Origin of the sequence: Pseudomonas sp. IT-P258, from assembly GCF_949767825.1 — a bacterium.
GTDB classification, from domain to species: Bacteria; Pseudomonadota; Gammaproteobacteria; order Pseudomonadales; family Pseudomonadaceae; genus Aquipseudomonas; species Aquipseudomonas monachiensis.
In genome coordinates this window covers 263,246-285,499 of sequence record NZ_CATKPU010000065.1, presented here as the reverse complement: position 1 = coordinate 285,499, position 22,254 = coordinate 263,246, and the positions used below count along the sequence as shown (strand labels likewise).

Here is a 22,254-nt window from a genome sequence, read left to right as displayed (position 1 = left end):
GCCGGTTCCATGCTGCGACGCCAGGTTCTGACATTAGGTAGTTTGCTGCTCGGAGCAGTGACGCTGGGCGGCTGGAAGCTGTTCAAGCAAAAGGACAAGAGTCCGCTGTTGCTTTCGGCACGGGACGATACCGACGGCCAGCATTACGCCGTCGGTTATCGGCTCGATGGCACCCAGGTGTTTGCCACCCGGGTCGGCCAGCGTTGCCACGACATCATCAACCACCCGACATTGCCGATTGCACTGTTCGTCGCTCGCCGTCCAGGCACCGAGAGCTACCTGGTCGACCTGCGCGACGGCGCGCTCCTGCAAACCGTGGTGTCACAGCCGAACCGGCACTTCTACGGGCACGCGGTCATTCACCACAGCGGCGACTGGCTGTACGCCACCGAAAACGACACCACCGATCCGGGTCGCGGCCTGCTCGGCGTGTATAAGTTCGAAGGCGAGCGGCTGGTGCACAGCGGTGAGATTTCCACCCACGGCCTCGGTCCGCACCAGGTGTCGTGGATGCCCGATGGCGAAACCCTGGTGGTGGCCAACGGCGGGATTCGCACCGAGGCCGAAAGCCGGGTGGAGATGAACCTCAACGCCATGGAACCGAGCCTGGTCCTGATGCACCGCGACGGCGCCCTGCTGAGCAAGGAAACCCTCGCCCAGCAGATGAACAGCGTGCGCCATCTGGCCGTCGCCAGCGACGGCACCATCGTCGCCAGCCAGCAGTTCATGGGCGCGGCCCACGAGTCGTCGGAATTGCTGGCGATCAAGCGTCCCGGCCAGCCTTTCATCGCGTTCCCGGTGCCCGAGCACCAGTTGCAGGCCATGGGGCACTACACCGCCAGCGTCGCGGTACACAGCGACTTGCGCCTGGTGGCGTTGACCGCCCCGCGGGGCAACCGCTTTTTCATCTGGGACCTGGACAGTGCTGAAGTACGCCTGGACGCGCCACTGCCCGATTGCGCCGGGGTCGGCGCCGTGGCCGATGGTTTTGTCGTGACCTCGGGCCAGGGGCGCTGCCGCTACTACGACTGCCGCCAGACAAACCTCGTCGCAAAACCACTGGAGCTGCCCACAGGGCTCTGGGACAACCATCTGCACCTGATGGCCTGAATCATTGAAAAAATCGCCGCCTTGGGCCGCGCCTGTATCGGGATGACGTTCACCCCGCAGGCGCGACCCGAGGCGACGAATCTTTTCAGGCTTTCACCCCTCTAATACCTCGCAACCTGTAAAAACGGCAGTTGGATTACCCTCTACACTCCCGGTAATGTGCCCCACTGTCTCGCCTGATTTTCTCCAAGGAACTGGAATATGCTGCGTCGCCGCATGCTGATCATGTTGGGTGTTGTTCTACTGATTGTGCTGGTCCTGGCTGCGTACAAAGCCTTCTCGATCTACACGATGGTTCAAGGCTTCTCTGCACCCAGACCGGCTATCAGCGTTGCCGTGGCCACCGCCGCCGAGCGCCCATGGCAAGCCCGACTGCCTACCGTCGGCACGCTCAAGGCATTGCAGGGCGTGGACCTGAGCCTGGAGACCGATGGCACCGTTATCGATGTCCAGTTCGAGTCAGGGCAGAAGGTCAAGGCCGGTCAACCCATCGTCCGGCTCGACAGCGCCGTGGAAAGCGCCCTGCTCGAAACCGCCTTGGCCGACCTCGGGCTGGCCCAGCTGGACTACAACCGTGGCAGCCAGCTGGTGGGCAGCCAGGCGATTTCCAAAGGCGAGTTCGACCGACTCTCGGCGGTCCTGAAAAAGAGCAGGGCCACGGTTAATCAGCTCAAGGCGGCGCTCGAGAAAAAACGCATCATCGCGCCGTTCAGCGGCACCATCGGCATTCGTCAGGTGGACGTCGGCGACTATGTGGCCAGCGGCACCATGATCGCCACCCTGCAAGACCTCAGTAGCCTGTATGTCGACTTTTTCGTGCCCGAGCAGTCGGTGCCGAAGATTGCGCTCGGCCAGCCGGTGCAGGTCATTGTCGCGGCGTATCCGACCCTGGAGTACCCCGGCACCATCAGTGCAATCAACCCTAAAGTCGAGAACAGCACCCGTAACGTGCAGGTCCGCGCCACTCTGGCCAACCCTGACGGCAAGTTGATGCCAGGCATGTTCGCCAACCTCCAGGTACTCCTGCCCGACCCGCAGCCGCGCATCGTGGTGCCAGAAAGCGCAATTACTTACACGCTCTACGGCAACTCCGTGTATGTGGCCGTGCCCAAGAAGGCAGAGGATGGCAGCCTGGTTAAGGACGACAAGGGCCAACCGGTGCTGATCGCCGAACGGCGTTTTGTCGAGACCGGCGAACGCCGTGATGGGCAAGTGATGATCACCAAAGGCGTGCAGAGCGGCGAGAAAGTAGTGACCGCCGGCCAGCTCAAGCTGGATAACGGCTCACGCGTTGCCATCAGCGACGACAAGACCCTCACCGGGCAGAACAGCCCGCGACGCGCGGACTGATCAAGGAATTCCCATGGCTTTTACCGACCCGTTCATCCGCCGTCCGGTACTCGCTACCGTGGTCAGCCTGTTGATCGTGCTGCTGGGCTTCCAGGCCTGGAGCAAGCTGCCGCTACGCCAATACCCGCAGATGGAAAACGCCCTGATCACGGTGACCACCGCCTACCCCGGGGCCAACGCCGAGACCATCCAGGGCTACATCACCCAACCGATGCAGCAAAGCCTGGCCAGCGCCGAGGGCATCGACTACATGACCTCGGTCAGTCGCCAGAACTTCTCGGTGATCTCGATCTACGCGCGCGTCGGCGCCAACAGCGACCGTCTGTTTACCGAACTGCTGGCCAAGGCCAACGAGGTCAAGAACCAGCTGCCCCAGGACGCTGAAGACCCGGTACTGAGTAAAGAGTCTGCCGATGCGTCAGTGCTGATGTACATCAGCTACTTCAGCAAGGAGTTGAGCAACCCGCAGATTACCGATTACCTGTCACGGGTGATCCAGCCCAAGCTGGCGACCTTGCCCGGCATGGCCGAAGCCGAGATCCTCGGTAACCAGGTGTTTGCCATGCGCCTGTGGCTGGACCCGATGAAGCTGGCGGGTTTCGGCCTCAGTGCCAGCGATGTGACCAACGCGGTGCGCCAGTACAACTTCCTCTCGGCCGCCGGCGAGGTGAAGGGCGAATACGTGGTCACCAGCATCAATGCCAATACCGAACTCAAGTCCGCCGAAGCCTTCGGGACGATTCCACTCAAGGTCGATGGCGACAGCCGTGTGCTGCTGCGGGATGTGGCGCGCGTGGAAATGGGTGCGGAAAACTACGACTCCATCAGCTCGTTCGGTGGCACCCCTTCGGTGTACATCGGCATCAAGGCGACGCCCGGCGCCAACCCTCTGGAAGTGATCAAGGAAGTGCGCAAGATCATGCCGGACCTGGAGGCCCAGCTACCGCCGAACCTGAAAGGTGAAATCGCCTACGACGCCACCCTGTTCATCCAGGCCTCGATCGACGAAGTGGTGAAGACCCTGTTCGAAGCGGTACTGATCGTGATCGTGGTGGTGTTCCTGTTCCTTGGCGCCCTGCGCTCGGTGGTGATCCCGGTGGTGACCATCCCGCTGTCGATGATCGGCGTGATGTTCTTCATGCAGATGATGGGGTACTCGATCAACCTGCTCACCCTGCTGGCGATGGTATTGGCCATCGGTTTGGTGGTGGATGACGCCATCGTGGTGGTGGAAAACATTCACCGTCACATCGAGGAAGGCAAGACACCGCTCGAGGCTGCCGTTGAAGGCGCCCGGGAGATCGCCATGCCGGTGGTATCGATGACCATCACCCTGGCGGCGGTGTATGCACCGATCGGTTTCCTGACCGGCCTGACCGGGGCGCTGTTCAAGGAGTTCGCCCTGACCCTGGCCGGCGCGGTGGTGATTTCCGGTATCGTCGCCCTGACCCTGTCGCCGATGATGTGTGCGTTTCTGCTGCGTCACGACGAGAACCCCAGCGGCCTGGCCCATCGCCTGGACATGATTTTCGAAAGCCTCAAGCGCCGCTACCAGAGCCTGCTTCACGGCACCCTCAACACCCGGCCTGTGGTGCTGGTGTTTGCCGTAATCGTGTTGTGCCTGATTCCGGTCCTTCTCAAATTCACCAAATCGGAACTGGCACCGGATGAGGACCAGGGCATCATTTTCATGATTGCCAACGCCCCGCAGCCGACCAACCTCGACTACCTGAACACCTACACCGACGAGTTCGTCTCGATCTTCAAGGCGTTTCCCGAGTACTACTCGTCGTTCCAGATCAACGGTTTCAGCGGCGTGCAATCGGGCATCGGCGGTTTCCTGCTCAAGCCATGGGACGATCGCAGTCGCACGCAAATGGCGATCCTGCCCGAGGTGCAGGCCAAACTGGAAAAGATCCCGGGGCTGCAGATTTTCGGCTTCAACCTGCCGTCACTGCCGGGCACCGGCGAAGGCTTGCCGTTCCAGTTCGTCATCAACTCCTCCAACGATTACGAATTGCTGCTGCAAGTGGTCGACCGGGTAAAAAAACGCGCGAAGGAGTCCGGCAAGTTTGCGTTTGTCCACGTTGACCTGGCCTTCGACAAACCGGAAGTGGTGGTGGATATCGACCGCGCCAAGGCTGCGCAGATGGGGGTTTCCATGCAGGATCTGGGGGGAACCCTGGCGACCCTGCTCGGCGAAGGCGAGATCAACCGATTCACCATTGAGGGTCGCAGCTACAAGGTCATTGCCCAGGTCGAGCGGCCGTTCCGTGACAATCCGGACTGGCTGAACAATTACTACGTGAAGAACACCAAGGGTGAACTGTTGGCGTTGTCGACCCTGATCACCGTCAGCGACCGCGCTCGACCGAGACAGCTGAACCAGTTCCAGCAACTCAACTCGGCCATCCTGTCCGGCGTACCACTGGTGAGCATGGGGGAAGCCATCGACCTGGTGCGCCAGATCGCCCGGGAAGAGGCACCCGCCGGTTTTGCCTTCGACTACGCTGGCGCATCGAGGCAGTACGTACAGGAGGGCAGCGCCCTGTGGGTTACCTTTGCCCTGGCACTGGCGATCATTTTCCTGGTGCTGGCGGCCCAGTTCGAAAGTTTCCGCGACCCGCTGGTGATCCTGGTCACCGTGCCACTGTCTATCTGCGGCGCATTGATTCCGCTGTTCCTGGGTTGGTCGAGCATGAATATCTATACCCAGGTAGGGCTGGTGACCTTGATCGGGCTGATCAGCAAGCACGGCATCCTGATCGTCGAGTTCGCCAACCAGCTACGCAAGGACAAGGGCCTGACAGCGCGCGAAGCGGTAGAGGAAGCGGCAGCCATCCGGTTGCGTCCGGTCCTGATGACCACCGCGGCGATGGTGTTCGGCATGGTGCCATTGATCATCGCGAGCGGTGCTGGCGCGGTCAGCCGGTTCGACATCGGCACGGTCATCGCGACGGGCATGTCGATCGGCACGTTGTTCACACTGTTTGTGTTGCCCTGCGTCTACACCTTGGTGGCCAAACCCGATAAGCGCTGAAACAGATGTATCTGCAGGCTCGCTCCCACATTGATTCCTGTTGTATTGAAAATCAGGGCAATAAAAAAAAGGCCTCGCATCAGCGAGGCCTTTCATTTTGGCTTCAATCGGTTCAACTCTGCGGCCTCAATCCCTGAGAGAGTCCGAACATGAACAGCAACAAGTCATGATCGGGTCGAGTGGCCACGGATGCCTTGGCAACCCGTGGCAACGGACAATGTTCTTCTGCGCTTATCGAGCTGAGAACCTGGGGGCGTGGTTGCTCCCAGGTTGCCATCGCGATCGATGCAACTGCCAAGGCTCCTACCAGAAACAAACCTCGTGCAATTTCGAGTTTCATCGCTATAAACCCTTGATAGCGCTGCCAAACGCCGTCTCATAAAAGTAGATGAGCTTTTTCCAGTCTGCGTCGCTGAACGACGAATGGCGACGCAATTGCTTGATGTCATGGACTGCTGCGCGATAGGCCGTTAAACGCTTGCGGCACTTCTCCAGATCGATCAGGGCAACTTCGACCCTGGCCATCTCGTCCTCACCGGTCACACGAACGAATACGTGCTTGTCGTAAAGGCAACCATGCTGCCAGCGGCCCTTGTGCATGCGGGCCAGGTTTTCAGCCAGGTCCTTGAGCACTCGTTCGTTTATAACTTCACCATGACGCTCGCGACCGCCACCGGCGTACCAGCGATCAATTTCCACGAAGCCGTCCAGCGACTTGGTGACCAGCAAGGCACGCCATTTGTGTACGGGATCGCGCTGCGCGCCACAGAAAACGATTTCCGGAACCCGTACGCCAAGCTCGGTCACACCGATGAGCGCAGCATGCTCGCGCAGTACCGTAGGCCGCCCGAAAGGGTGCTGCAAGCTACGATGGATATGCCCGGTCTGGCGCTTGACGTAGAGCAGTTGACCATCACTGCCCATCAGGCGTTGAACACCGCTTTCCCCGCCGCGACGGACATTGGGTTCTTCTACCCATTCACCGCGCTGATTCCAGAAATGATCGAAGCGGTCCTGGGGAACGACTTCCGTTTCTGCTGCACACTGCACTGCCATCCTGTTACCTCTTGCGTAATACGTAAACTCGCCACATGGCATAGAGCGGCAAAAAGTCCAGTTGTTCCTGGATCCGGAAACCCGCCTGCTCAAATTCCTTCTCTACGGTAGCGGCCGGTAACACAAACCGGTTTTGGTAACCTTCCTGCCCACGGGTTTTCTCCGAACGCTTGCGTTTCCAGGCCTTGAAGTTGCCATCGACCCACAGCGAAAGGATCACGCTGTCACGGGAAACCCGCTCGAATTCACGCAAAATAGCCATGCGATGCCCGGCTTCACCGATGTGGTGGAGCAAGCGCATGCAAAAGATGCTGTCGACGGCGTTGTCCGGCAAGGCGATGTCGAATGCGGATGTGTGCAAGGGTTGTACCCGTTTCACCACATCGGCAGGTTGCGCCTGGGTTGCGATCTTGAGCATGGACTGCGAGTTATCGGCGCCGATGATCACACGGTTGGATTTTTCCGCCAACAAGGGCCAGAACCGCCCTGCACCACAAGGCAAATCGAGGACCAGACCAGGCTCGCCAACCAGGGCCAGCGCCTTGCGCGCCAGTTGTTCGTCACGCCAGTGGGACAATCGACGGCCGAGACCTTCCTGGTGTTTGCGCAAATAGCGTTGCGCGTGTTGATCGTCGTACTTTTCCGAGAAATCGAGCTTGATCGGGCCGTCCATCATCAGGTCTCCTGAACTTCTGATAGCAGCTACCTTAGATTTTGTAGTGTCAGTGACTGGTCATCCATTTGTGAAAATATCGTTATGGGAAACCCTGAAGTATTACAGGGTTTTACGGAAATGACAGGGTTTGCTGGACGTCTGACTTAACAGATCAAGTTCGGGACAAATCCACCTGAAAACGGCAGCCACTGGGCTCCATGGTTGTCAGGCTGACGTTCCAACCCTGGTTTTCACAGATCCGCTGCACCAGTGAAAGCCCCAGGCCCAAGCCTTCCCCGCGTTTTTCAGTGCCCCGAACGAAGGGTTCGAACATCGCCTCGCGTTTTTCCTCGGGAATGCCCACACCGCTGTCTTCGACCAGAAATCCGGTGCCCGTCAGGCTCAGGCGAATGAAGCCCCGCTCGGTATAGTGCAAGGCGTTGCGCAGCAAGTTACCCATCACCGCGTGCAGGAGCGTCGCATTGTAGCCATTGGCCTCGGGGTTGCCCGGTTCGAAGATCAGCTTCAACCCTTTGCTTTCAATGGGCTCGCGCCACAGACCGACCAGGCCCTCGGCTACCTGGCCCAGGGACTGCTGCGGCGACATGCTGGCGTCTTCGCGCTGGGCACGGGCGAGCATCAGGAAGGTTTGCACCAGCTCACGCATTTCTTCACAGGCCCGGGCAATGCGCTCGACCTGGGCGCGACCGCGCTGATCGAGCCCCGGGTTTTCCAGCAACAACTCGCAGGAACTGGCCAGGATCATCAGGGGCGTACGCAATTCGTGGCTGACGTCGCTGGTGAACAGCCGCTCGCGGGTCAGGGCCTGACGCAAGCGCCCGAGGGTGGCATCGAACGCCACGGCCAGTTCGCCCACTTCGTCGGCGGCATAGTCCGGAGCCAAGGGAGGAGCCAAACCCAGCAGTTGATCGCGATGGCGTACCTGGCGGGCCAGCCGCACCACCGGCGCCATGACCTTGCGCGCCAGCACCCAGCCAAGAAACACCGCCAGTGCCAGGCTTAGCACGAATCCCACCAGTACCACGGCAAACAGCACCCGTTCACGCTCTTCGAAGTCGCTCTGGTCCTGCAACAGCACGTAACGTCGGCCGTCGACGATTTCGACCATGGCGTGGTACGACAGGTTTTCACGGAACACTTCGTGGAAACCCGGCTCCAGGTGCCGCAAATCCTTGGGCAACCTGAAATCGCCTGGCCCGTTGCTGAAGTAGAACAATTGGTCCGGTTCGGGACGATGACTCCAGTCCGTGACATTGTCCATCAGCAGCAGGCGCTGTAAATCGCCACCCAGACCGGCCGAAATCAGTTTTTCTTCCACCAGGTGTACGGTCGCCACGATGCCCATGGCAAAGGCGCCCGCCACCAGTGCGCTCATCAGCGCAAAGGCAATGATGATGCGTTGGGCAAGGCTCTGCTTAAACTCCATCACGGCCCTCGGCCAGGCGATACCCCACACCGTGCACGGTTTGCAGCAATGGCTTGGCGAACGGCTTGTCGATCACCTGGCGCAGTTGGTGGACATGACTGCGCAGGCTGTCGCTGTCCGGGCAGTCGTCGCCCCAGAGCGCTTCTTCAAGAATTTCACGACGCAACACATGAGGGCTTTTCTGCATCAACACGGCCAGCAACTTCAGCCCGACCGGGTTGAGTTTCAGCAACCGGCCTTCGCGAGTGACTTCCAGGGTGTCGAGGTCGTAGCTCAGGTCGCCGACCTGCAAGGTCCGCCGCCCGCCGCCCTGGGTTCGGCGCATGACCGCCTCGATACGCGCTGCCAGTTCCGACAGGGCGAACGGTTTGATCAGGTAGTCATCGGCACCCGACTTGAAGCCTTGCAGACGGTCATCCAGCTGATCGCGGGCAGTGAGCATGATCACCGGTGTTTCGCGGCGGGCATCCTCGCGCAGGCGCTTGCACAGGGTGTAGCCATCGATGCCGGGCAGCATGATATCGAGTACGATCAAATCGTAGTGCTCGGTGGCCGCCAGATGCAGGCCCGACAGACCATCCTGAGCGCAATCCACGGTATAGCCTTTGAGCCCCAGGTAATCGGCCAGGTTGGCCAGGATATCGCGGTTGTCTTCAACCAATAGAATTCGCATGGGTATCTCTCCGTCCACAGTAACGGCCGTCGTGGCCCGCGCAGCTTAAGGCGAAGTTCAGCTCACGGCTAGGACTGAGTGAAGCGCAAAAGCGTGGAAATTGACCGACTACAGCCTTAACAAGTTTTTCACCCGCGATTCACACACTGGCGACAGAATCGGGTTCAAACTCCGCGCGGCTGCGCATTTGAGAACATTTCACTGATCAAGGAACTAGCATGGTTTCGACCCTTGCCCGCCCTACCCCTCGTCCGCTCAATTTCCGGGTGTGCCTTGGAGTCCCCGCCGTAGCAGCGATCATTCTGGTATTGCTCGAATTGACCAGTCTGGACATGGACCTGGCCAAACTGTTTTACGACCCGGTAGCCGGGCAATTCATTGGCCGCCACAGTTACTTTCTCGAGGACATCCTCCACGATCGCGCCAAGCAACTGGTCATCGCCTTCTCGGTGTTTGCCATCTTCGGCTACATCGCGTCGTTCTTCATGGCCAGGCTCAAACCGTTCAAGCGGGAACTGGGTTGCCTGGTGCTGTCCTTGGGCCTGGCGACTTCGTTTGTCACGCCCATGAAAGCGGTGACCGCGGTGCAATGCCCATGGAGCCTCGAGCAATTCGGCGGTCACGAGACCTACAGCGAACTGTTGAGCCCTCGCCCGCACACCGAAAAACCGGGGCGTTGCTGGCCCGGCGGCCATGCGGCCACCGGCTTCACCCTGTTTGCCCTGTTTTTCGTACTGCGTGACCGTCGCCCGCGCATGGCTCGCGCAGCGTTTGTCTTCGCCTTCGCCCTCGGCTCGGTGTTCTCCATCGGGCGAATGATGCAGGGCGCACACTTCTTCTCGCACAACGTGTGGACGGCGGTGTTCTGCTGGCTGATCTGTTTGGGGTCGTATTACTACGTTCTGTACCGACCGGCGTTGAAGGCTGAACGCGGGACCACCGCAGAACCTGTCGGCGCCTGATCTGACGTCATCGCGGGCAAGCCACGCTCCCACAGGATTTATGCAGTTCCTTGTGGGATCGATGTGAACATTGAAATCCGGGCAATAAAAAACCCCGCCGGCTTTCGCAGGCGGGGTTTTTTCGTACAGGGGTAAGGCTGGCTTACATCATGCCGCCCATGCCGCCCATACCACCCATGTCTGGCATACCGCCACCAGCACCGCCGTCTTTCTTCGGTGCATCAGCAACAGCAGCTTCGGTGGTCAGGATCAGACCGCCGATCGACGATGCAGCTTGCAGAGCCGAACGGGTAACCTTGGTTGGGTCCAGGATGCCCATTTCGATCATGTCGCCGTATTCGCCAGTCGCAGCGTTGTAACCGAAGTTACCTTTGCCGTTCTTGACTTCGTTGACCACAACGCTTGGCTCGTCACCGCTGTTGGCAGCGATCTGACGCAGCGGTGCTTCAACGGCACGGCGCAGAACAGCGATACCTACGTCCTGATCAGCGTTGTCGCCTTTCAGATCGTTCAGGGTTTGCAGAGCGCGGATCAGCGCAACGCCACCGCCAGGTACCACGCCTTCTTCAACGGCTGCACGGGTAGCGTGCAGGGCGTCTTCAACGCGGGCTTTCTTCTCTTTCATTTCGACTTCGGAACCAGCGCCAACCTTGATCACTGCAACGCCGCCGGACAGCTTGGCCAGACGCTCTTGCAGTTTTTCACGGTCGTAGTCCGAGGAGGTTTCGGCAACCTGGGCACGGATCTGAGCAATGCGGGACTCGATGTCGCCCGCTACACCAGCACCGTCAACGATGATGGTGTTTTCCTTGGAGATGGTCACGCGCTTGGCGCTGCCCAGGTTTTCCAGGGTGGCTGCTTCCAGGCTCAGGCCGATCTCTTCGGAGATAACGGTACCGCCGGTCAGAACGGCGATGTCCTGCAGCATGGCCTTGCGGCGGTCGCCGAAGCCTGGAGCCTTGACGGCTGCGACTTTAACGATGCCACGCATGTTGTTCACGACCAGAGTCGCCAGGGCTTCGCCTTCAACGTCTTCGGAAACGATCAGCAGTGGACGACCGGCTTTGGCAACGGCTTCCAGCACTGGCAGCATTTCGCGGATGTTCGAGATTTTTTTGTCGACCAGCAGAACCAGCGGGTTGTCCAGCTCGGCAACCATGGTTTCCGGCTTGTTGACGAAGTACGGGGACAGGTAGCCACGGTCGAACTGCATGCCTTCTACAACCGACAGTTCGTTTTCCAGGCCAGTGCCTTCTTCAACGGTGATCACGCCTTCTTTACCGACTTTTTCCATGGCTTCGGCAATGATGTCGCCGATGGAGTTGTCGGAGTTGGCCGAGATGGTGCCAACCTGAGCGATTGCCTTGGTGTCAGCGCATGGCTTGGACAGGTTTTTCAGCTCTTTGACGATGGCGATGGTCGCCTTGTCGATGCCGCGCTTCAGATCCATCGGGTTCATGCCGGCAGCGACGGCTTTCAGGCCTTCGTTGACGATCGACTGAGCCAGAACGGTAGCGGTGGTAGTACCGTCACCAGCGTCATCGTTCGCACGGGAGGCAACGTCTTTGACCAGCTGCGCGCCCATGTTTTCGAAACGGTCTTCGAGTTCGATTTCTTTGGCGACGGAAACGCCGTCCTTGGTGATGGTCGGAGCGCCGAAGCTCTTCTCGATGATCACGTTACGGCCTTTCGGGCCCAGGGTCGCTTTTACCGCGTCAGCCAGGACGTTAACGCCTTTGAGCATTTTCTTGCGGGCGGAATCGCCAAACAGAACTTCTTTAGCAGCCATGATCGATATTCCTTAAATACTTTGAAGTAGCGGGAAAATGAGCGGGTAATCAGCCTTCGATAACAGCGAGGATTTCGTTCTCGCTCATTACCAGCAGGTCTTCGCCGTCGATTTTCACAGTGTTGCTGCCGGAGTAAGGACCGAACACAACCTTGTCGCCCACTTTCACGGACAGTGCACGCACTTCACCGCTTTCCAGTGCTTTGCCTGGGCCTACAGCGAGGATTTCGCCGCTGTTGGCTTTTTCAGCAGCCGAACCTGGCAGGACGATACCGCCAGCGGTTTTCTTTTCTTCTTCGCTGCGACGGATGACGACGCGGTCATGCAGAGGACGAAGCTTCATTGTCGATCTCTCCTAATTGTGGTTTTCATCGGCCGGTGTAGTCCCGGCGGGTTTAACAAAGTCCGGCGGCGCCGGGTGCGGTTCGTCAAGCGAACCGCGGAAGTCTGTCTGGCGTGATCGCCAGAAACCTTGCGGTGACCGTTACATAAGGGCGCATAAGCTTATTACAAGGGCGGAGTTCGAAAAATTTTCTGTTCGCTGCCCCGCAAACGGACACGGCACCCGCAGGTGCCGTGTCGATGTGCGTATTACTTGGTATCGCGGTGTTCGAACTCGCCTTCGATCACGTTGGGCTCACGGCCCAGCGGTTCGCGAGGCACCGGGCCGCCACGGGCCTGGAGATCGTCGGCGAACGCTCGCTGACGCAGCGCCTGCTCTTCGGCGCGCTGGCGCATTTTATTGGCCAGCAGGCGACGGCTGAACGGCAACAGCATGAACAGGCCGATCACATCGCTGATGAAACCCGGAAGAATCAGCAGGCCACCGGCCAATGCCAGCATCAGGCCTTCGAGCATGGTCTGGGCCGGCAGTTCGCCGCGGCTCAGGCTTTCACGGGCACGCAGTGCCGTGGCCAGGCCAGCTATACGCAGCACAAACACGCCGAACATCGAGCCGAGAATGATCAGCAGCAGGGCCGGGAAAAACCCGATGGACCCTGCCACCTTGACGAATACGAACAGCTCCAACACCGGGAACAGCAGAAAGAGCAACAAAAAAGGGCGCATCAAATGGTTCCTCAACGCAAGAATGCCTTGCCAGTTCACCTTAGATGACGTCGCCGTTTCGTGAATTCAAGCGTCGGCCACTTCATTTTTCGGCCAATGATCGGCGTGGGCCAGAGAAACCAAGGCTTCGCGAACTTGTGTCGGGGTATTACAAGGCGATTGAAACGGCAACCAGTACAGACTTTGACCGATACGCAGGTGCATGCCTTCGGTATCGATACCGACCATTTGCGCCGGCACGTTCTTCGGCAGCCCGGCCAGATCGACGTAATGGGCGATGGCCTTGGCGTGATCGGCGTTCATGTGCTCGACCATGCTCATTTCGGCCTTGCCGGCGAACGGGTTGGCCAGGGTCAGCTCGTTGACCCAATGAATCGCGCCAAAACCGCCGATGTATCGGTGGCGTACAGGCTCGAGCACCCAGAAATCGAAATCGTGGGCCTTGTGATAACCCTGCGACTCCGGGAAGTAGCGGTAGTAACGCTCGGAAGCGGCCTCGATGGCGGCTTCGTCTTCGAGCTGATGCGCCTCGGCCAGGTAAGTCAGTCGACCAACGGCCTGGACATCTTCGGCGCCACGCTCGCCGACAAAGAGCGAGCATTTCCGATCTTTTTGCAGGTTATGCGTGTGCTGGGCGATACGGCTGATCAGGATCAGCGGCCGGCCCTGCTCGTCCAGGCAGTACGGAACCACGGAGCCAAACGGAAAACCGGGCATCGATTTGGAGTGCGTCGAGAGCACCCCACGGTATTCCTTGAGGAGCAATTCTCGTGCATGCTTAGCCGCTTCAACGCTCAATTTATGACTCCTTAAATAGAATCCGTCAGAAAAACGGACGAGCTGCTGGTGAAAGTCCCAGCACGCCATCGGGGCAGTTCTCATGTGCAGCCGGGCCACGTCAGGCGCAGATCGAGAGGCTCTCTACAAGGAAAACACTCAGACCTGCTACCGGGGCATGCGAATGCAACTCACTGACAAAGTAATCATTATCACTGGCGGTTGCCAGGGTTTAGGCCGCTCCATGGCCGAGTATTTCGCAGGCCAGGGCGCGAAACTCGCGCTGGTGGACCTGAACCAGGAAAAACTCGACGACGCGGTCGCGGCCTGCAAGGCCCAGGGTGTCGAGGCCCGCGCCTACCTGTGCAACGTGGCCAACGAAGAGCAAGTGACCCACATGGTTGCCCGGGTCGCTGAAGACTTTGGCGCGATCCATGGCTTGATCAACAACGCCGGGATCCTGCGCGACGGCCTGTTGCTCAAGGTCAAGGATGGCGAAATGACCAAGATGAGCCTGGCCCAGTGGCAGGCCGTCATCGACGTCAACCTGACCGGCGTGTTTCTGTGCACCCGTGAAGTCGCGGCGAAAATGGTCGAGCTGAACAACAGCGGCGCGATCATCAATATCTCGTCGATTTCCCGCGCCGGCAACGTCGGTCAGACCAACTACTCCGCCGCCAAGGCCGGTGTCGCTGCGGCAACCGTGACCTGGTCCAAGGAACTGGCACGCTACGGAATTCGCGTCGCCGGCATTGCACCGGGCTTCATCGAAACCGAAATGACCCTGGGCATGAAGCCTGAAGCGCTGGAGAAGATGACTGCCGGGATCCCGCTCAAACGCATGGGCAAGCCTGAAGAAATCGCCCATTCGGCGGCCTACATCTTCGAGAACGACTATTACACCGGTCGGATCCTGGAGATGGATGGCGGGTTGCGGATCTAAAGCAAGATCAAAAGATCGCAGCCTGCGGCAGCTCCTACATGGGATTGATGTTCACCCTGTAGGAGCTGCCGCAGGCTGCGATCTTTCAACAGGCGACCGGAATCAATCGTCGCTGATGCTGATATTCGGCATCGCCGGCGTCAAAGCCTCCTGCAACACGATCCGCGCCCCCACATGGCGGGCCAGTTCCTGGTAAACCATCGCAATCTGGCTGTCAGGCTCGGCGATCACCGTTGGCTTGCCGCTATCGGCCTGCTCGCGGATGACCATCGACAGCGGCAGCGAAGCCAGCAACTCGACGCCATATTGGTTGGCCAGTTTCACACCTCCGCCCTCACCGAACAGATGCTCGGCATGTCCGCAGTTGGAGCAGATGTGCACGGCCATGTTCTCCACCACGCCCAGCACCGGAATGTTGACCTTGCGGAACATTTCCACACCCTTGCGCGCGTCCAGCAATGCCAGGTCCTGCGGGGTGGTCACGATGACCGCGCCGGCCACCGGCACTTTCTGCGCCAGGGTCAGCTGGATGTCACCGGTGCCAGGCGGCATGTCGATGACCAGGTAATCCAGGTCCCCCCACGCGGTCTGGGTCACCAGTTGCAGCAAGGCGCCGGAGACCATCGGCCCGCGCCAGACCATCGGCGTGTTGTCATCGGTGAGGAAGGCCATGGACATCACTTCGACGCCATGGGACTTGAGCGGCACGAACCACTTCTGGTCCTTCACTTCAGGGCGGGTGCGCTCGGGGATGCCGAACATGATGCCCTGGCTCGGGCCGTAGATGTCTGCATCGAGAATCCCGACCTTGGCGCCTTCGCGGGCCAGGGCCAGGGCCAGGTTGGCCGCCGTGGTGGATTTACCCACGCCGCCCTTGCCGGACGCCACGGCCACCACGTTTTTTACGTTCGCCAGGCCCGGAATCTGCGCCTGAGCCTTGTGCGCAGCGATCACACTGGTGATTTCAACCTTGGCACTGGCCACGCCATCCAGACCCTGAATGGCCATTTCCAGCATCTGCGCCCAGCCACTCTTGAACAGCCCGGCGGCATAACCCAGTTCAAGCTGAACGCTGACGCGCTCGCCCTGGATCTCGATGTTGCGCACGCACCCGGCGCTGACCGGGTCCTGGTTCAGGTAAGGGTCGGTGTATTGGCGAAGGACGGCTTCCACCGCTGCGCGATTGACGGCGCTCATGGGCAACTCCGAAAACAGGACTGGAAAGATGATGGGTATCGTACCTGTTCTAAGCGTTCGGCGGGATGTTGAACCTTCACCTGTTACTCATCCAATGAAACAGGCTCACAGGGTGAAAAATATGCGCCGGCGCTTTATAGTGGCCGACCTCCGTTTCATCAAGTAGCCGAGCCCCATGTCCGAGCCACGCAAGATCCTCGTCACCAGCGCCCTGCCCTATGCCAATGGTTCGATCCACCTTGGCCATATGCTGGAATACATCCAGACCGATATGTGGGTGCGCTTCCAGAAGCACCGCGGCAATCAATGCATTTATGTCTGTGCTGACGACGCCCACGGATCGGCGATCATGCTGCGCGCGGAAAAGGAAGGCATCACCCCGGAACAGCTGATCGCCAACGTCCAGGCTGAACACAGCGCCGACTTTGCCGATTTCCTGGTGGACTTCGACAACTTCCACTCCACTCACGCCGAAGAAAACCGCGAGCTGTCGAGCCAGATCTACCTGAAGCTGCGTGACGCCGGGCATATCGCCACGCGTTCGATCACACAGTACTTCGACCCGGAAAAGAAAATGTTCCTGGCCGACCGCTTCATCAAGGGCACCTGCCCGAAATGCGGCACCGAAGACCAGTACGGCGACAACTGCGAAAAATGCGGCGCGACCTACGCACCCACCGACCTGAAGGATCCGAAGTCGGCGATCTCCGGCGCCACCCCGGTGCTCAAGGATTCCCAGCACTTCTTCTTCAAGCTGCCAGACTTCCAGCAAATGCTGCAAACCTGGACCCGCAGCGGCACCCTGCAGGATGCCGTGGCCAACAAGATCGCCGAATGGCTGGATGCCGGCCTGCAACAGTGGGACATCTCCCGCGATGCGCCGTACTTCGGTTTTGAAATCCCCGACGAGCCGGGCAAATACTTCTACGTGTGGCTGGATGCGCCGATCGGTTACATGGCCAGCTTCAAGAACCTGTGCAACCGCACGCCAGAGCTGGACTTCGACGCGTTCTGGGGCAAGGACTCCACCGCCGAGCTGTACCACTTCATCGGCAAGGACATCGTCAACTTCCACGCCCTGTTCTGGCCAGCCATGCTCGAAGGCGCGGGCTACCGCAAGCCAACCGGGATCAACGTGCACGGCTACCTGACCGTCAACGGCCAGAAGATGTCCAAGTCCCGCGGCACTTTCATCAAGGCCCGGACCTACCTGGACCACCTGTCGCCGGAATATCTGCGTTATTACTATGCGGCCAAGCTGGGCCGTGGCGTCGACGACCTGGACCTGAACCTCGAAGACTTCGTGCAGAAGGTCAACTCCGACCTCGTGGGCAAGGTCGTCAACATCGCCAGCCGTTGTGCCGGCTTCATCAACAAGGGCAATGCCGGCGTGATGGTCGACACCAACGCCGCGCCCGATCTGACCGAAGCCTTCCTGGCCGCCGCGCCAGGCATCGCCGACGCCTATGAAGCCCGCGACTTCGCCCGCGCCATGCGCGAGATCATGGGCCTGGCCGACCGCGCCAACGCCTGGATCGCCGACAAGGCGCCGTGGTCGCTGAACAAACAGGAAGGCAAACAGGATGAAGTCCAGGCCATCTGCGCCACCGGCGTCAACCTGTTCCGTCAACTGGTGATCTTCCTCAAGCCAGTGCTGCCGCTGCTGGCCGCTGATGCCGAGGCGTTCCTCAACGTCGCGCCGCTGACCTGGAACGACCACGCGACCTTGCTCGGCAATCACCAGCTGAACGAGTTCAAGCCGTTGATGACCCGTATCGACCCGGTCAAGGTGCAAGCCATGACCGACGCCTCGAAAGAAGACCTGACTGCCAGCCAGACCGACACCGGCGAAGCCGCGCCTGCCGGCAACGGCGAGTTGGCCAAGGATCCGCTGTCGCCGGAAATCGAATTCGACACCTTTGCCGCCGTCGACCTGCGTGTCGCCCTGATCGTCAAGGCCGAACACGTGGAAGGCGCCGACAAGCTGCTGCGCCTGACCCTGGACATCGGTGACGAGCAACGCAACGTGTTCTCCGGGATCAAGAGTGCTTATCCGGACCCGTCCAAGCTCGATGGTCGACTGACCATGATGATTGCCAACCTCAAGCCACGGAAAATGAAGTTCGGTATCTCCGAAGGCATGGTGATGGCGGCCGGCCCTGGCGGTGAAGAGATCTACCTGCTCAGCCCTGACAGCGGCGCCAAGCCGGGCCAGCGCATCAAGTAAGGTCTGCGGCAAATCGATCCCACAGTCGTGCCTGGCGCGGCTGTGGGATTTTCATGTCTGGCCCATACTGTCTCTCAGGTCTGGCTTCATTTTGTAGGAGCTGCCGCAGGCTGCGATCTTGGCTTCTTTAAGAGCAAAGTCAAAAGATCGCAGCCTGCGGCAGCTCCTACAGAGTTATCCAGCATCGGATATGGACGATCATGACCGAAACACTGCTTACGCTTATCAGCGCCGCCCTGATCAACAACATCGTGTTGCACTGGCCGTTGGCCGTCGATCCGCTGCTGGCCGGCCAGCGCCGTCAGGTCCATGCCTTGGGCATTGCGACGACCTGCCTGATGCTGGTCGTGGGCATGCTCGGCTATGCGTTCTTTCAATGGCTGCTGGTGCCACTGCAATTGACGTCGCTGCGTCTGTTTGTGTTTCTGCCATTGAGCGTGCTGCTGATCAGCCCGTTGCTGAAGTTGTTGGCCCGGGTGTTTTCGACATTGCCGTTCGAAGGCCTCTGGCCGTTACTGCTGGGCAATGCCGGCGTGCTCGGCGTGGCCTTGCTCAACGCTCAGCAAGACAAGGGTTTCTTTCACGCCACAGCCTTGAGCCTCGGTGCAGGGCTGGGCTTCTGGCTGGTGTTAAGCCTGTTCACTGATTTGCGTGAACGCACGGCCGACAACGATGTTCCCCTGCCCTTTCGCGGCTTGCCGATCGACCTGATCGGTGCCGGCCTGATCGCAGTGGCTTTTCTCGGATTCAGTGGACTGATCAAAACATGAGTCTGATTCAAATCATCGACGCTCTCTTGCCGCAAACCCAGTGCGGCAAGTGCGGCCACCCCGGGTGCAAACCGTACGCCGAAGGCATCGCCAATGGCGAGCCGATCAACAAGTGTCCGCCAGGCGGCAACGAAACCATCGCGGCCCTGGCCGATTTGCTGAAGGTGCCGGTGCTGGAACTGGATGTCAGCCGTGGCTCGGCCCCGGCGCAGATCGCCTATATCCGCGAGGCCGAGTGCATTGGTTGCACCAAGTGCATTCAAGCCTGCCCGGTCGATGCCATCGTCGGCGCGGCCAAACTGATGCACACGGTGATCATCGATGAGTGCACCGGTTGTGACCTCTGCGTGGCACCGTGCCCGGTGGACTGCATCGAAATGCGCCCGTTGCTGCCGAACACGGTACTGCCCGTTGTCGGGGGCCTGGCCCTCACACCACAAGCGCGGCAGGCCCGCACTATCAAGCGCGACCACGCACGGCGCCGCTTCGAACAACGCAATGCTCGCCTGCTGCGTGAGGAACAACAGAAAGTCGCCGAGCGCCAGGCAAGGCAGCGAGCCGTGCAACCTGCCGAGACGAAAGCCGACCCGGTGCAGGCGGCCCTCGAGCGCGTCCGCGCACAGAAAACCGCCAATGCCGATGGCGAACTGAAAAAGGCCAGGATCGATGTTGCGATGAGTCGGGCGCAGTTGCACAAATCGCTGAAGGCCTTTGGGCACCCGCCAACCTTCGAACAGCAATCACAGTTGATTGCCCTGCAACAGCAGTTCGAAGCCGCCGAGAAAAACCTCGCGCACCTGGAAAGTGTCGCCCCATTGGCCCCTGCACCGACGGTCGCAGCTGTGTCGTCAAGTGATGCCGATCTGAAACGGGCCAAGATCCAGTTGGCCATGCGCCGCGCCGAACTCAAGAAGGCTCAGGCCAACGAGGCACCGGCGGAGCAAATCGAAGCCCTGGAGTGCGCACTCGGTGAAGCCGAACGCCTGGTGGACGCCCATGCCAGCCCTTGACGTGGTGGATGATCGCCTGCAACAGGCGATGAAACTGGTGCTGTTGGCCACGCTGCCGGGAATGCTGGCGGCGTTCTGGCTGTATGGCTGGGGCGTGTTGATCAATCTGGTTCTGGCGGCCGCTGCCGCGTTGGCCGTCGAGGCCGCTGTCATGCATTTGCGCCAGCGACCGCCGGGGCCAACCTTGAGTGACTGTAGCGCGCTGGTCAGTGCCGCACTGTTGGCTCTGGCGCTGCCACCTTACTGCCCATGGTGGCTGACCCTCAGTGCCGCCGCTTTTGCGATGGTATTCGGCAAGCACTTGTATGGCGGCGTCGGTTCGAATCCCTTCAACCCGGCGATGCTCGGTTTGGCTCTGGTTCTGGTGACCTTTCCCTACCCAATGACCCTTTGGCCATCGCCCCATGGCATGGATCTACCAAGCGGCTTGCAGCACGTGTTCGGCATCGGCCAAATGCCGGATGCGTGGGTGCAGGCCACCGCACTGGACAGTCTGCGGATCAACAAAAGCCTGACCATTGATGAACTGTTTGCCGGCAACCCGGCATTCGGCCACTTTGGCGGCCGGGGGGTGGAATGGGTGAACCTGGCCTTTGTGGCGGGTGGAATGTTTCTCCTGCAACGAAAGGTGATCAGTTGGCATGCACCGGTTGGCATGCTGGCCAGCCTGTTCATCATCAGCCTGCTGTGCTGGAACGGTTCGGGCTCCGACTCCCATGGCTCGCCATTGTTTCACCTGCTGAGTGGCGCGACCATGCTGGGGGCGTTCTTTATCATCACCGAACCGGTGTCCGGCCCCAGAAGCCCTGGCGCGAAATTGCTGTTCGGCGTCGGCGTCGGGCTCCTGACTTATCTGATTCGTACCTGGGGTGGTTATCCGGACGGCATCGCCTTCGCGGTGCTGTTGATGAACCTGTGCGTGCCGGCGCTGGAGCGGTTCGTAGCAGCCAGGCAACAGCCGGAGGCGCCATGAACCGAACATCAAGCATCGCACTTGTGGTGCTTTTGGCCGCATTGGGCCTCGGCATGACCTACTTCGTGCAACTCGGCAGCGCGCAGCGCATTAAAGCCGAACAGCGCCTGATCGACAGCGGTCATCTGCTGGACCTGATCGCGCCGGACAGCTACGACAATCAACCACTCGAACACCCCATAACGATTGAAGCAACCCCACTGACCAACAGCACCTTGCTCGGTGGTTATCTGGCAACCCGGGGCGATCAACCCGTCGCGGTGTTGCTGCGCAGTCAAACCCCTGGCTACGCCGGTGCCATCGACCTGTTGATCGCTGTCGACGCCAACGGCAGGTTGCTGGGTGTCAAAACCCTCAAACAGTTGGAAACACCAGGGCTGGGGGCAAAGATCGCCGACTGGCCCAATGCCTGGCTCCGGGTTTTTTCCGGCAAGTCTCGAACAGAACCCGGTGACAGCGGCTGGGCGCTGAAAAAGGATCAAGGGCAGTTCGATCAGATCGCAGGCGCGACCATCACCTCAAGAGCGGTGATCAATGCTATCCACGATGCCTTGCGCTACTTCGATGAACACCGGCAACAACTACTCGGAATCCCTGCCCATGGATAGCTCCTCGACTCTGCGTAACGCCTTGATGCTGACACTGCTGATCGGCGCCACCCACTCGCTGATGGCCGCACTTGGCCTATGCCTGATGTTCATGGTGGTGACCGAGTTGTTCAGCCTGGCCATGGGCGTCCTGCGATCCCGACTGGTCCCGGCGACCTGCTTGCTGGCCAGCATCCTGTTGGCGGCCACGCTCACCAGTTGCGCGGAACTCATGGCACAAGTCTGGTCGCTGCAATGGCAGCAGCATCTGGGGTTTTATGGCGCCCTGATCGCCTTGCAATGCGTCGTACTGGAACACACCGGGTTCTTTCAGAACGGTTGGCGCCAACGCCTGCGACTCAATGGCCTGTTTGCCACGTTGATGATCGCGTTGGGCCTGCTGCGCGAACTCATCGGCAACGGAGCACTTGGAAACCCTCTATCGTGGCTGTCCGGCGCAACACAAACTGACTGGCAAGGCTGGGTACTGATGGCTGACGGTGGCCTGCGCCTGGCCACCCTGGTCCCTGGCGGGTTCATCCTGCTCGGGCTGCTGATCGCCGCCTGGCAGGCCTGGCGCCCCACGCCCACACACTGATTGCCTTCGAGGAAACGTACTA

The 22,254-nt window shown here is 59.9% G+C and carries 20 protein-coding genes and 1 pseudogene; 11 read left to right on the top strand and 10 right to left on the bottom strand.

Annotation, left to right across the window (positions count from 1 at the left end):
- Nucleotides 1–9: 9 nt before the first annotated feature.
- From ACM6G4_RS21990 to ACM6G4_RS21980, 3 genes are all read left to right on the top strand, one after another.
- On the top strand, nt 10–1,110 hold the full coding sequence (locus tag ACM6G4_RS21990; protein ID WP_414914617.1) for a DUF1513 domain-containing protein: 1,101 nt from the start codon (nt 10–12) through the stop codon (nt 1,108–1,110).
- A 201-nt stretch (nt 1,111–1,311) separates the two neighbouring features.
- Complete coding sequence (locus ACM6G4_RS21985) at nt 1,312–2,460, top strand: efflux RND transporter periplasmic adaptor subunit (RefSeq protein WP_223541152.1); 1,149 nt, start codon at nt 1,312–1,314, stop codon at nt 2,458–2,460.
- 13 nt (nt 2,461–2,473) lie between these two features.
- Nucleotides 2,474–5,500 carry a multidrug efflux RND transporter permease subunit gene (locus ACM6G4_RS21980; RefSeq protein WP_409078392.1) on the top strand — a complete coding sequence of 1,009 codons (3,027 nt, stop codon included), beginning with the start codon at nt 2,474–2,476 and terminating at the stop codon, nt 5,498–5,500.
- 112 nt (nt 5,501–5,612) lie between these two features.
- Here the strand turns inward: ACM6G4_RS21980 and ACM6G4_RS21975 are convergent, their stop codons facing one another.
- The 5 genes from ACM6G4_RS21975 to colR all read right to left on the bottom strand — a co-directional run bounded on the left by ACM6G4_RS21975 (nt 5,613) and on the right by colR (nt 9,331).
- Complete coding sequence (locus tag ACM6G4_RS21975; RefSeq protein WP_015096670.1) at nt 5,613–5,840, bottom strand: hypothetical protein; 228 nt, start codon at nt 5,838–5,840, stop codon at nt 5,613–5,615.
- 2 nt (nt 5,841–5,842) lie between these two features.
- Nucleotides 5,843–6,556 carry a lipopolysaccharide kinase InaA family protein gene (locus ACM6G4_RS21970; protein ID WP_056726124.1) on the bottom strand — a complete coding sequence of 238 codons (714 nt, stop codon included), beginning with the start codon at nt 6,554–6,556 and terminating at the stop codon, nt 5,843–5,845.
- A gap of 4 nt (nt 6,557–6,560) precedes the next feature.
- Entirely contained in the window at nt 6,561–7,229 is a 669-nt protein-coding gene (locus ACM6G4_RS21965; RefSeq protein WP_056726125.1) for a class I SAM-dependent methyltransferase, read from the bottom strand.
- Nucleotides 7,230–7,383: 154 nt separating this feature from the next.
- Complete coding sequence (locus ACM6G4_RS21960; protein WP_414914616.1) at nt 7,384–8,658, bottom strand: sensor histidine kinase; 1,275 nt, start codon at nt 8,656–8,658, stop codon at nt 7,384–7,386.
- Nucleotides 8,648–9,331: a two-component system response regulator ColR gene (gene colR / locus ACM6G4_RS21955; RefSeq protein WP_007985839.1), complete on the bottom strand. Its 684-nt coding sequence runs from the start codon at nt 9,329–9,331 to the stop codon at nt 8,648–8,650. Before colR ends, ACM6G4_RS21960 begins: the two co-directional genes overlap by 11 nt.
- Nucleotides 9,332–9,549: 218 nt before the next feature.
- Here colR and ACM6G4_RS21950 point away from each other — a divergent pair, with 218 nt between their 5' ends.
- Nucleotides 9,550–10,293, top strand: a complete 744-nt coding sequence (locus ACM6G4_RS21950) for a phosphatase PAP2 family protein (protein ID WP_056726127.1) — start codon at nt 9,550–9,552, stop codon at nt 10,291–10,293.
- 142 nt (nt 10,294–10,435) lie between these two features.
- Here ACM6G4_RS21950 and groL read toward each other — a convergent pair whose 3' ends face one another.
- The 4 genes from groL to ACM6G4_RS21930 all read right to left on the bottom strand — a co-directional run bounded on the left by groL (nt 10,436) and on the right by ACM6G4_RS21930 (nt 13,948).
- Nucleotides 10,436–12,082 (bottom strand): chaperonin GroEL, encoded by a 1,647-nt coding sequence (gene groL / locus ACM6G4_RS21945; RefSeq protein ID WP_008053540.1) that lies wholly within the window; start codon nt 12,080–12,082, stop codon nt 10,436–10,438.
- 49 nt (nt 12,083–12,131) lie between these two features.
- Nucleotides 12,132–12,425, bottom strand: coding sequence for a co-chaperone GroES (locus ACM6G4_RS21940; RefSeq protein WP_056726128.1), 294 nt, complete (start codon nt 12,423–12,425; stop codon nt 12,132–12,134).
- Between the two features lie 248 nt (nt 12,426–12,673).
- Entirely contained in the window at nt 12,674–13,150 is a 477-nt protein-coding gene (locus ACM6G4_RS21935) for an FxsA family protein (RefSeq protein WP_056726129.1), read from the bottom strand.
- Nucleotides 13,151–13,216: 66 nt separating this feature from the next.
- Nucleotides 13,217–13,948: a HugZ family protein gene (locus ACM6G4_RS21930; protein ID WP_414914615.1), complete on the bottom strand. Its 732-nt coding sequence runs from the start codon at nt 13,946–13,948 to the stop codon at nt 13,217–13,219.
- Nucleotides 13,949–14,111: 163 nt separating this feature from the next.
- Here ACM6G4_RS21930 and ACM6G4_RS21925 point away from each other — a divergent pair, with 163 nt between their 5' ends.
- Nucleotides 14,112–14,870: an SDR family oxidoreductase gene (locus ACM6G4_RS21925; protein WP_414914614.1), complete on the top strand. Its 759-nt coding sequence runs from the start codon at nt 14,112–14,114 to the stop codon at nt 14,868–14,870.
- 102 nt (nt 14,871–14,972) lie between these two features.
- On the opposite strand, the gene apbC is transcribed toward ACM6G4_RS21925, so the two are convergent.
- On the bottom strand, nt 14,973–16,067 hold the full coding sequence (gene apbC, locus ACM6G4_RS21920; protein WP_414914613.1) for an iron-sulfur cluster carrier protein ApbC: 1,095 nt from the start codon (nt 16,065–16,067) through the stop codon (nt 14,973–14,975).
- Between the two features lie 175 nt (nt 16,068–16,242).
- Between apbC and metG the strand changes: the two genes are divergently transcribed.
- From metG to ACM6G4_RS21890, 6 genes and pseudogenes are all read left to right on the top strand, one after another.
- The gene (metG, locus tag ACM6G4_RS21915; protein WP_414914612.1) at nt 16,243–18,294 is read left to right on the top strand and encodes a methionine--tRNA ligase; all 2,052 of its coding nucleotides are present in this window, start codon (nt 16,243–16,245) and stop codon (nt 18,292–18,294) included.
- 200 nt (nt 18,295–18,494) lie between these two features.
- Nucleotides 18,495–19,064 carry an electron transport complex protein RnfA gene (locus ACM6G4_RS21910; RefSeq protein WP_414914611.1) on the top strand — a complete coding sequence of 190 codons (570 nt, stop codon included), beginning with the start codon at nt 18,495–18,497 and terminating at the stop codon, nt 19,062–19,064.
- 17 nt (nt 19,065–19,081) lie between these two features.
- Nucleotides 19,082–19,453, top strand: a pseudogene (gene rsxB, locus ACM6G4_RS21905) (electron transport complex subunit RsxB); the annotation flags it as partial.
- A 607-nt stretch (nt 19,454–20,060) separates the two neighbouring features.
- Nucleotides 20,061–21,047 (top strand): RnfABCDGE type electron transport complex subunit D, encoded by a 987-nt coding sequence (locus ACM6G4_RS21900; RefSeq protein ID WP_414914610.1) that lies wholly within the window; start codon nt 20,061–20,063, stop codon nt 21,045–21,047.
- Nucleotides 21,044–21,655 (top strand): RnfABCDGE type electron transport complex subunit G, encoded by a 612-nt coding sequence (locus ACM6G4_RS21895; RefSeq protein WP_414914609.1) that lies wholly within the window; start codon nt 21,044–21,046, stop codon nt 21,653–21,655. The genes ACM6G4_RS21900 and ACM6G4_RS21895 overlap by 4 nt, the downstream gene beginning before the upstream one ends.
- On the top strand, nt 21,648–22,232 hold the full coding sequence (locus ACM6G4_RS21890; RefSeq protein WP_414914608.1) for an Rnf-Nqr domain containing protein: 585 nt from the start codon (nt 21,648–21,650) through the stop codon (nt 22,230–22,232). Before ACM6G4_RS21895 ends, ACM6G4_RS21890 begins: the two co-directional genes overlap by 8 nt.
- The last annotated feature ends 22 nt before the right edge of the window (nt 22,233–22,254 follow it).

Bases quoted from the DNA above. Each gene is read 5' to 3' on its own strand.
- ACM6G4_RS21965 (WP_056726125.1), bottom strand. From the start codon at position 7,229: ATGGACGGCCCGATCAAGCTCGATTTCTCGGAAAAGTACGACGATCAA.
- ACM6G4_RS21990 (WP_414914617.1), top strand. From the start codon at position 10: ATGCTGCGACGCCAGGTTCTGACATTAGGTAGTTTGCTGCTCGGAGCA.
- ACM6G4_RS21900 (WP_414914610.1), top strand. From the start codon at position 20,061: ATGCCAGCCCTTGACGTGGTGGATGATCGCCTGCAACAGGCGATGAAA.
- metG (WP_414914612.1), top strand. From the start codon at position 16,243: ATGTCCGAGCCACGCAAGATCCTCGTCACCAGCGCCCTGCCCTATGCC.
- ACM6G4_RS21985 (WP_223541152.1), top strand. From the start codon at position 1,312: ATGCTGCGTCGCCGCATGCTGATCATGTTGGGTGTTGTTCTACTGATT.
- ACM6G4_RS21970 (WP_056726124.1), bottom strand. From the start codon at position 6,556: ATGGCAGTGCAGTGTGCAGCAGAAACGGAAGTCGTTCCCCAGGACCGC.
- groL (WP_008053540.1), bottom strand. From the start codon at position 12,082: ATGGCTGCTAAAGAAGTTCTGTTTGGCGATTCCGCCCGCAAGAAAATG.
- ACM6G4_RS21980 (WP_409078392.1), top strand. From the start codon at position 2,474: ATGGCTTTTACCGACCCGTTCATCCGCCGTCCGGTACTCGCTACCGTG.
- ACM6G4_RS21910 (WP_414914611.1), top strand. From the start codon at position 18,495: ATGACCGAAACACTGCTTACGCTTATCAGCGCCGCCCTGATCAACAAC.
- colR (WP_007985839.1), bottom strand. From the start codon at position 9,331: ATGCGAATTCTATTGGTTGAAGACAACCGCGATATCCTGGCCAACCTG.
- ACM6G4_RS21975 (WP_015096670.1), bottom strand. From the start codon at position 5,840: ATGAAACTCGAAATTGCACGAGGTTTGTTTCTGGTAGGAGCCTTGGCA.
- ACM6G4_RS21960 (WP_414914616.1), bottom strand. From the start codon at position 8,658: ATGGAGTTTAAGCAGAGCCTTGCCCAACGCATCATCATTGCCTTTGCG.
- ACM6G4_RS21890 (WP_414914608.1), top strand. From the start codon at position 21,648: ATGGATAGCTCCTCGACTCTGCGTAACGCCTTGATGCTGACACTGCTG.
- ACM6G4_RS21950 (WP_056726127.1), top strand. From the start codon at position 9,550: ATGGTTTCGACCCTTGCCCGCCCTACCCCTCGTCCGCTCAATTTCCGG.
- ACM6G4_RS21940 (WP_056726128.1), bottom strand. From the start codon at position 12,425: ATGAAGCTTCGTCCTCTGCATGACCGCGTCGTCATCCGTCGCAGCGAA.
- ACM6G4_RS21935 (WP_056726129.1), bottom strand. From the start codon at position 13,150: ATGCGCCCTTTTTTGTTGCTCTTTCTGCTGTTCCCGGTGTTGGAGCTG.
- apbC (WP_414914613.1), bottom strand. From the start codon at position 16,067: ATGAGCGCCGTCAATCGCGCAGCGGTGGAAGCCGTCCTTCGCCAATAC.
- ACM6G4_RS21925 (WP_414914614.1), top strand. From the start codon at position 14,112: ATGCAACTCACTGACAAAGTAATCATTATCACTGGCGGTTGCCAGGGT.
- ACM6G4_RS21895 (WP_414914609.1), top strand. From the start codon at position 21,044: ATGAACCGAACATCAAGCATCGCACTTGTGGTGCTTTTGGCCGCATTG.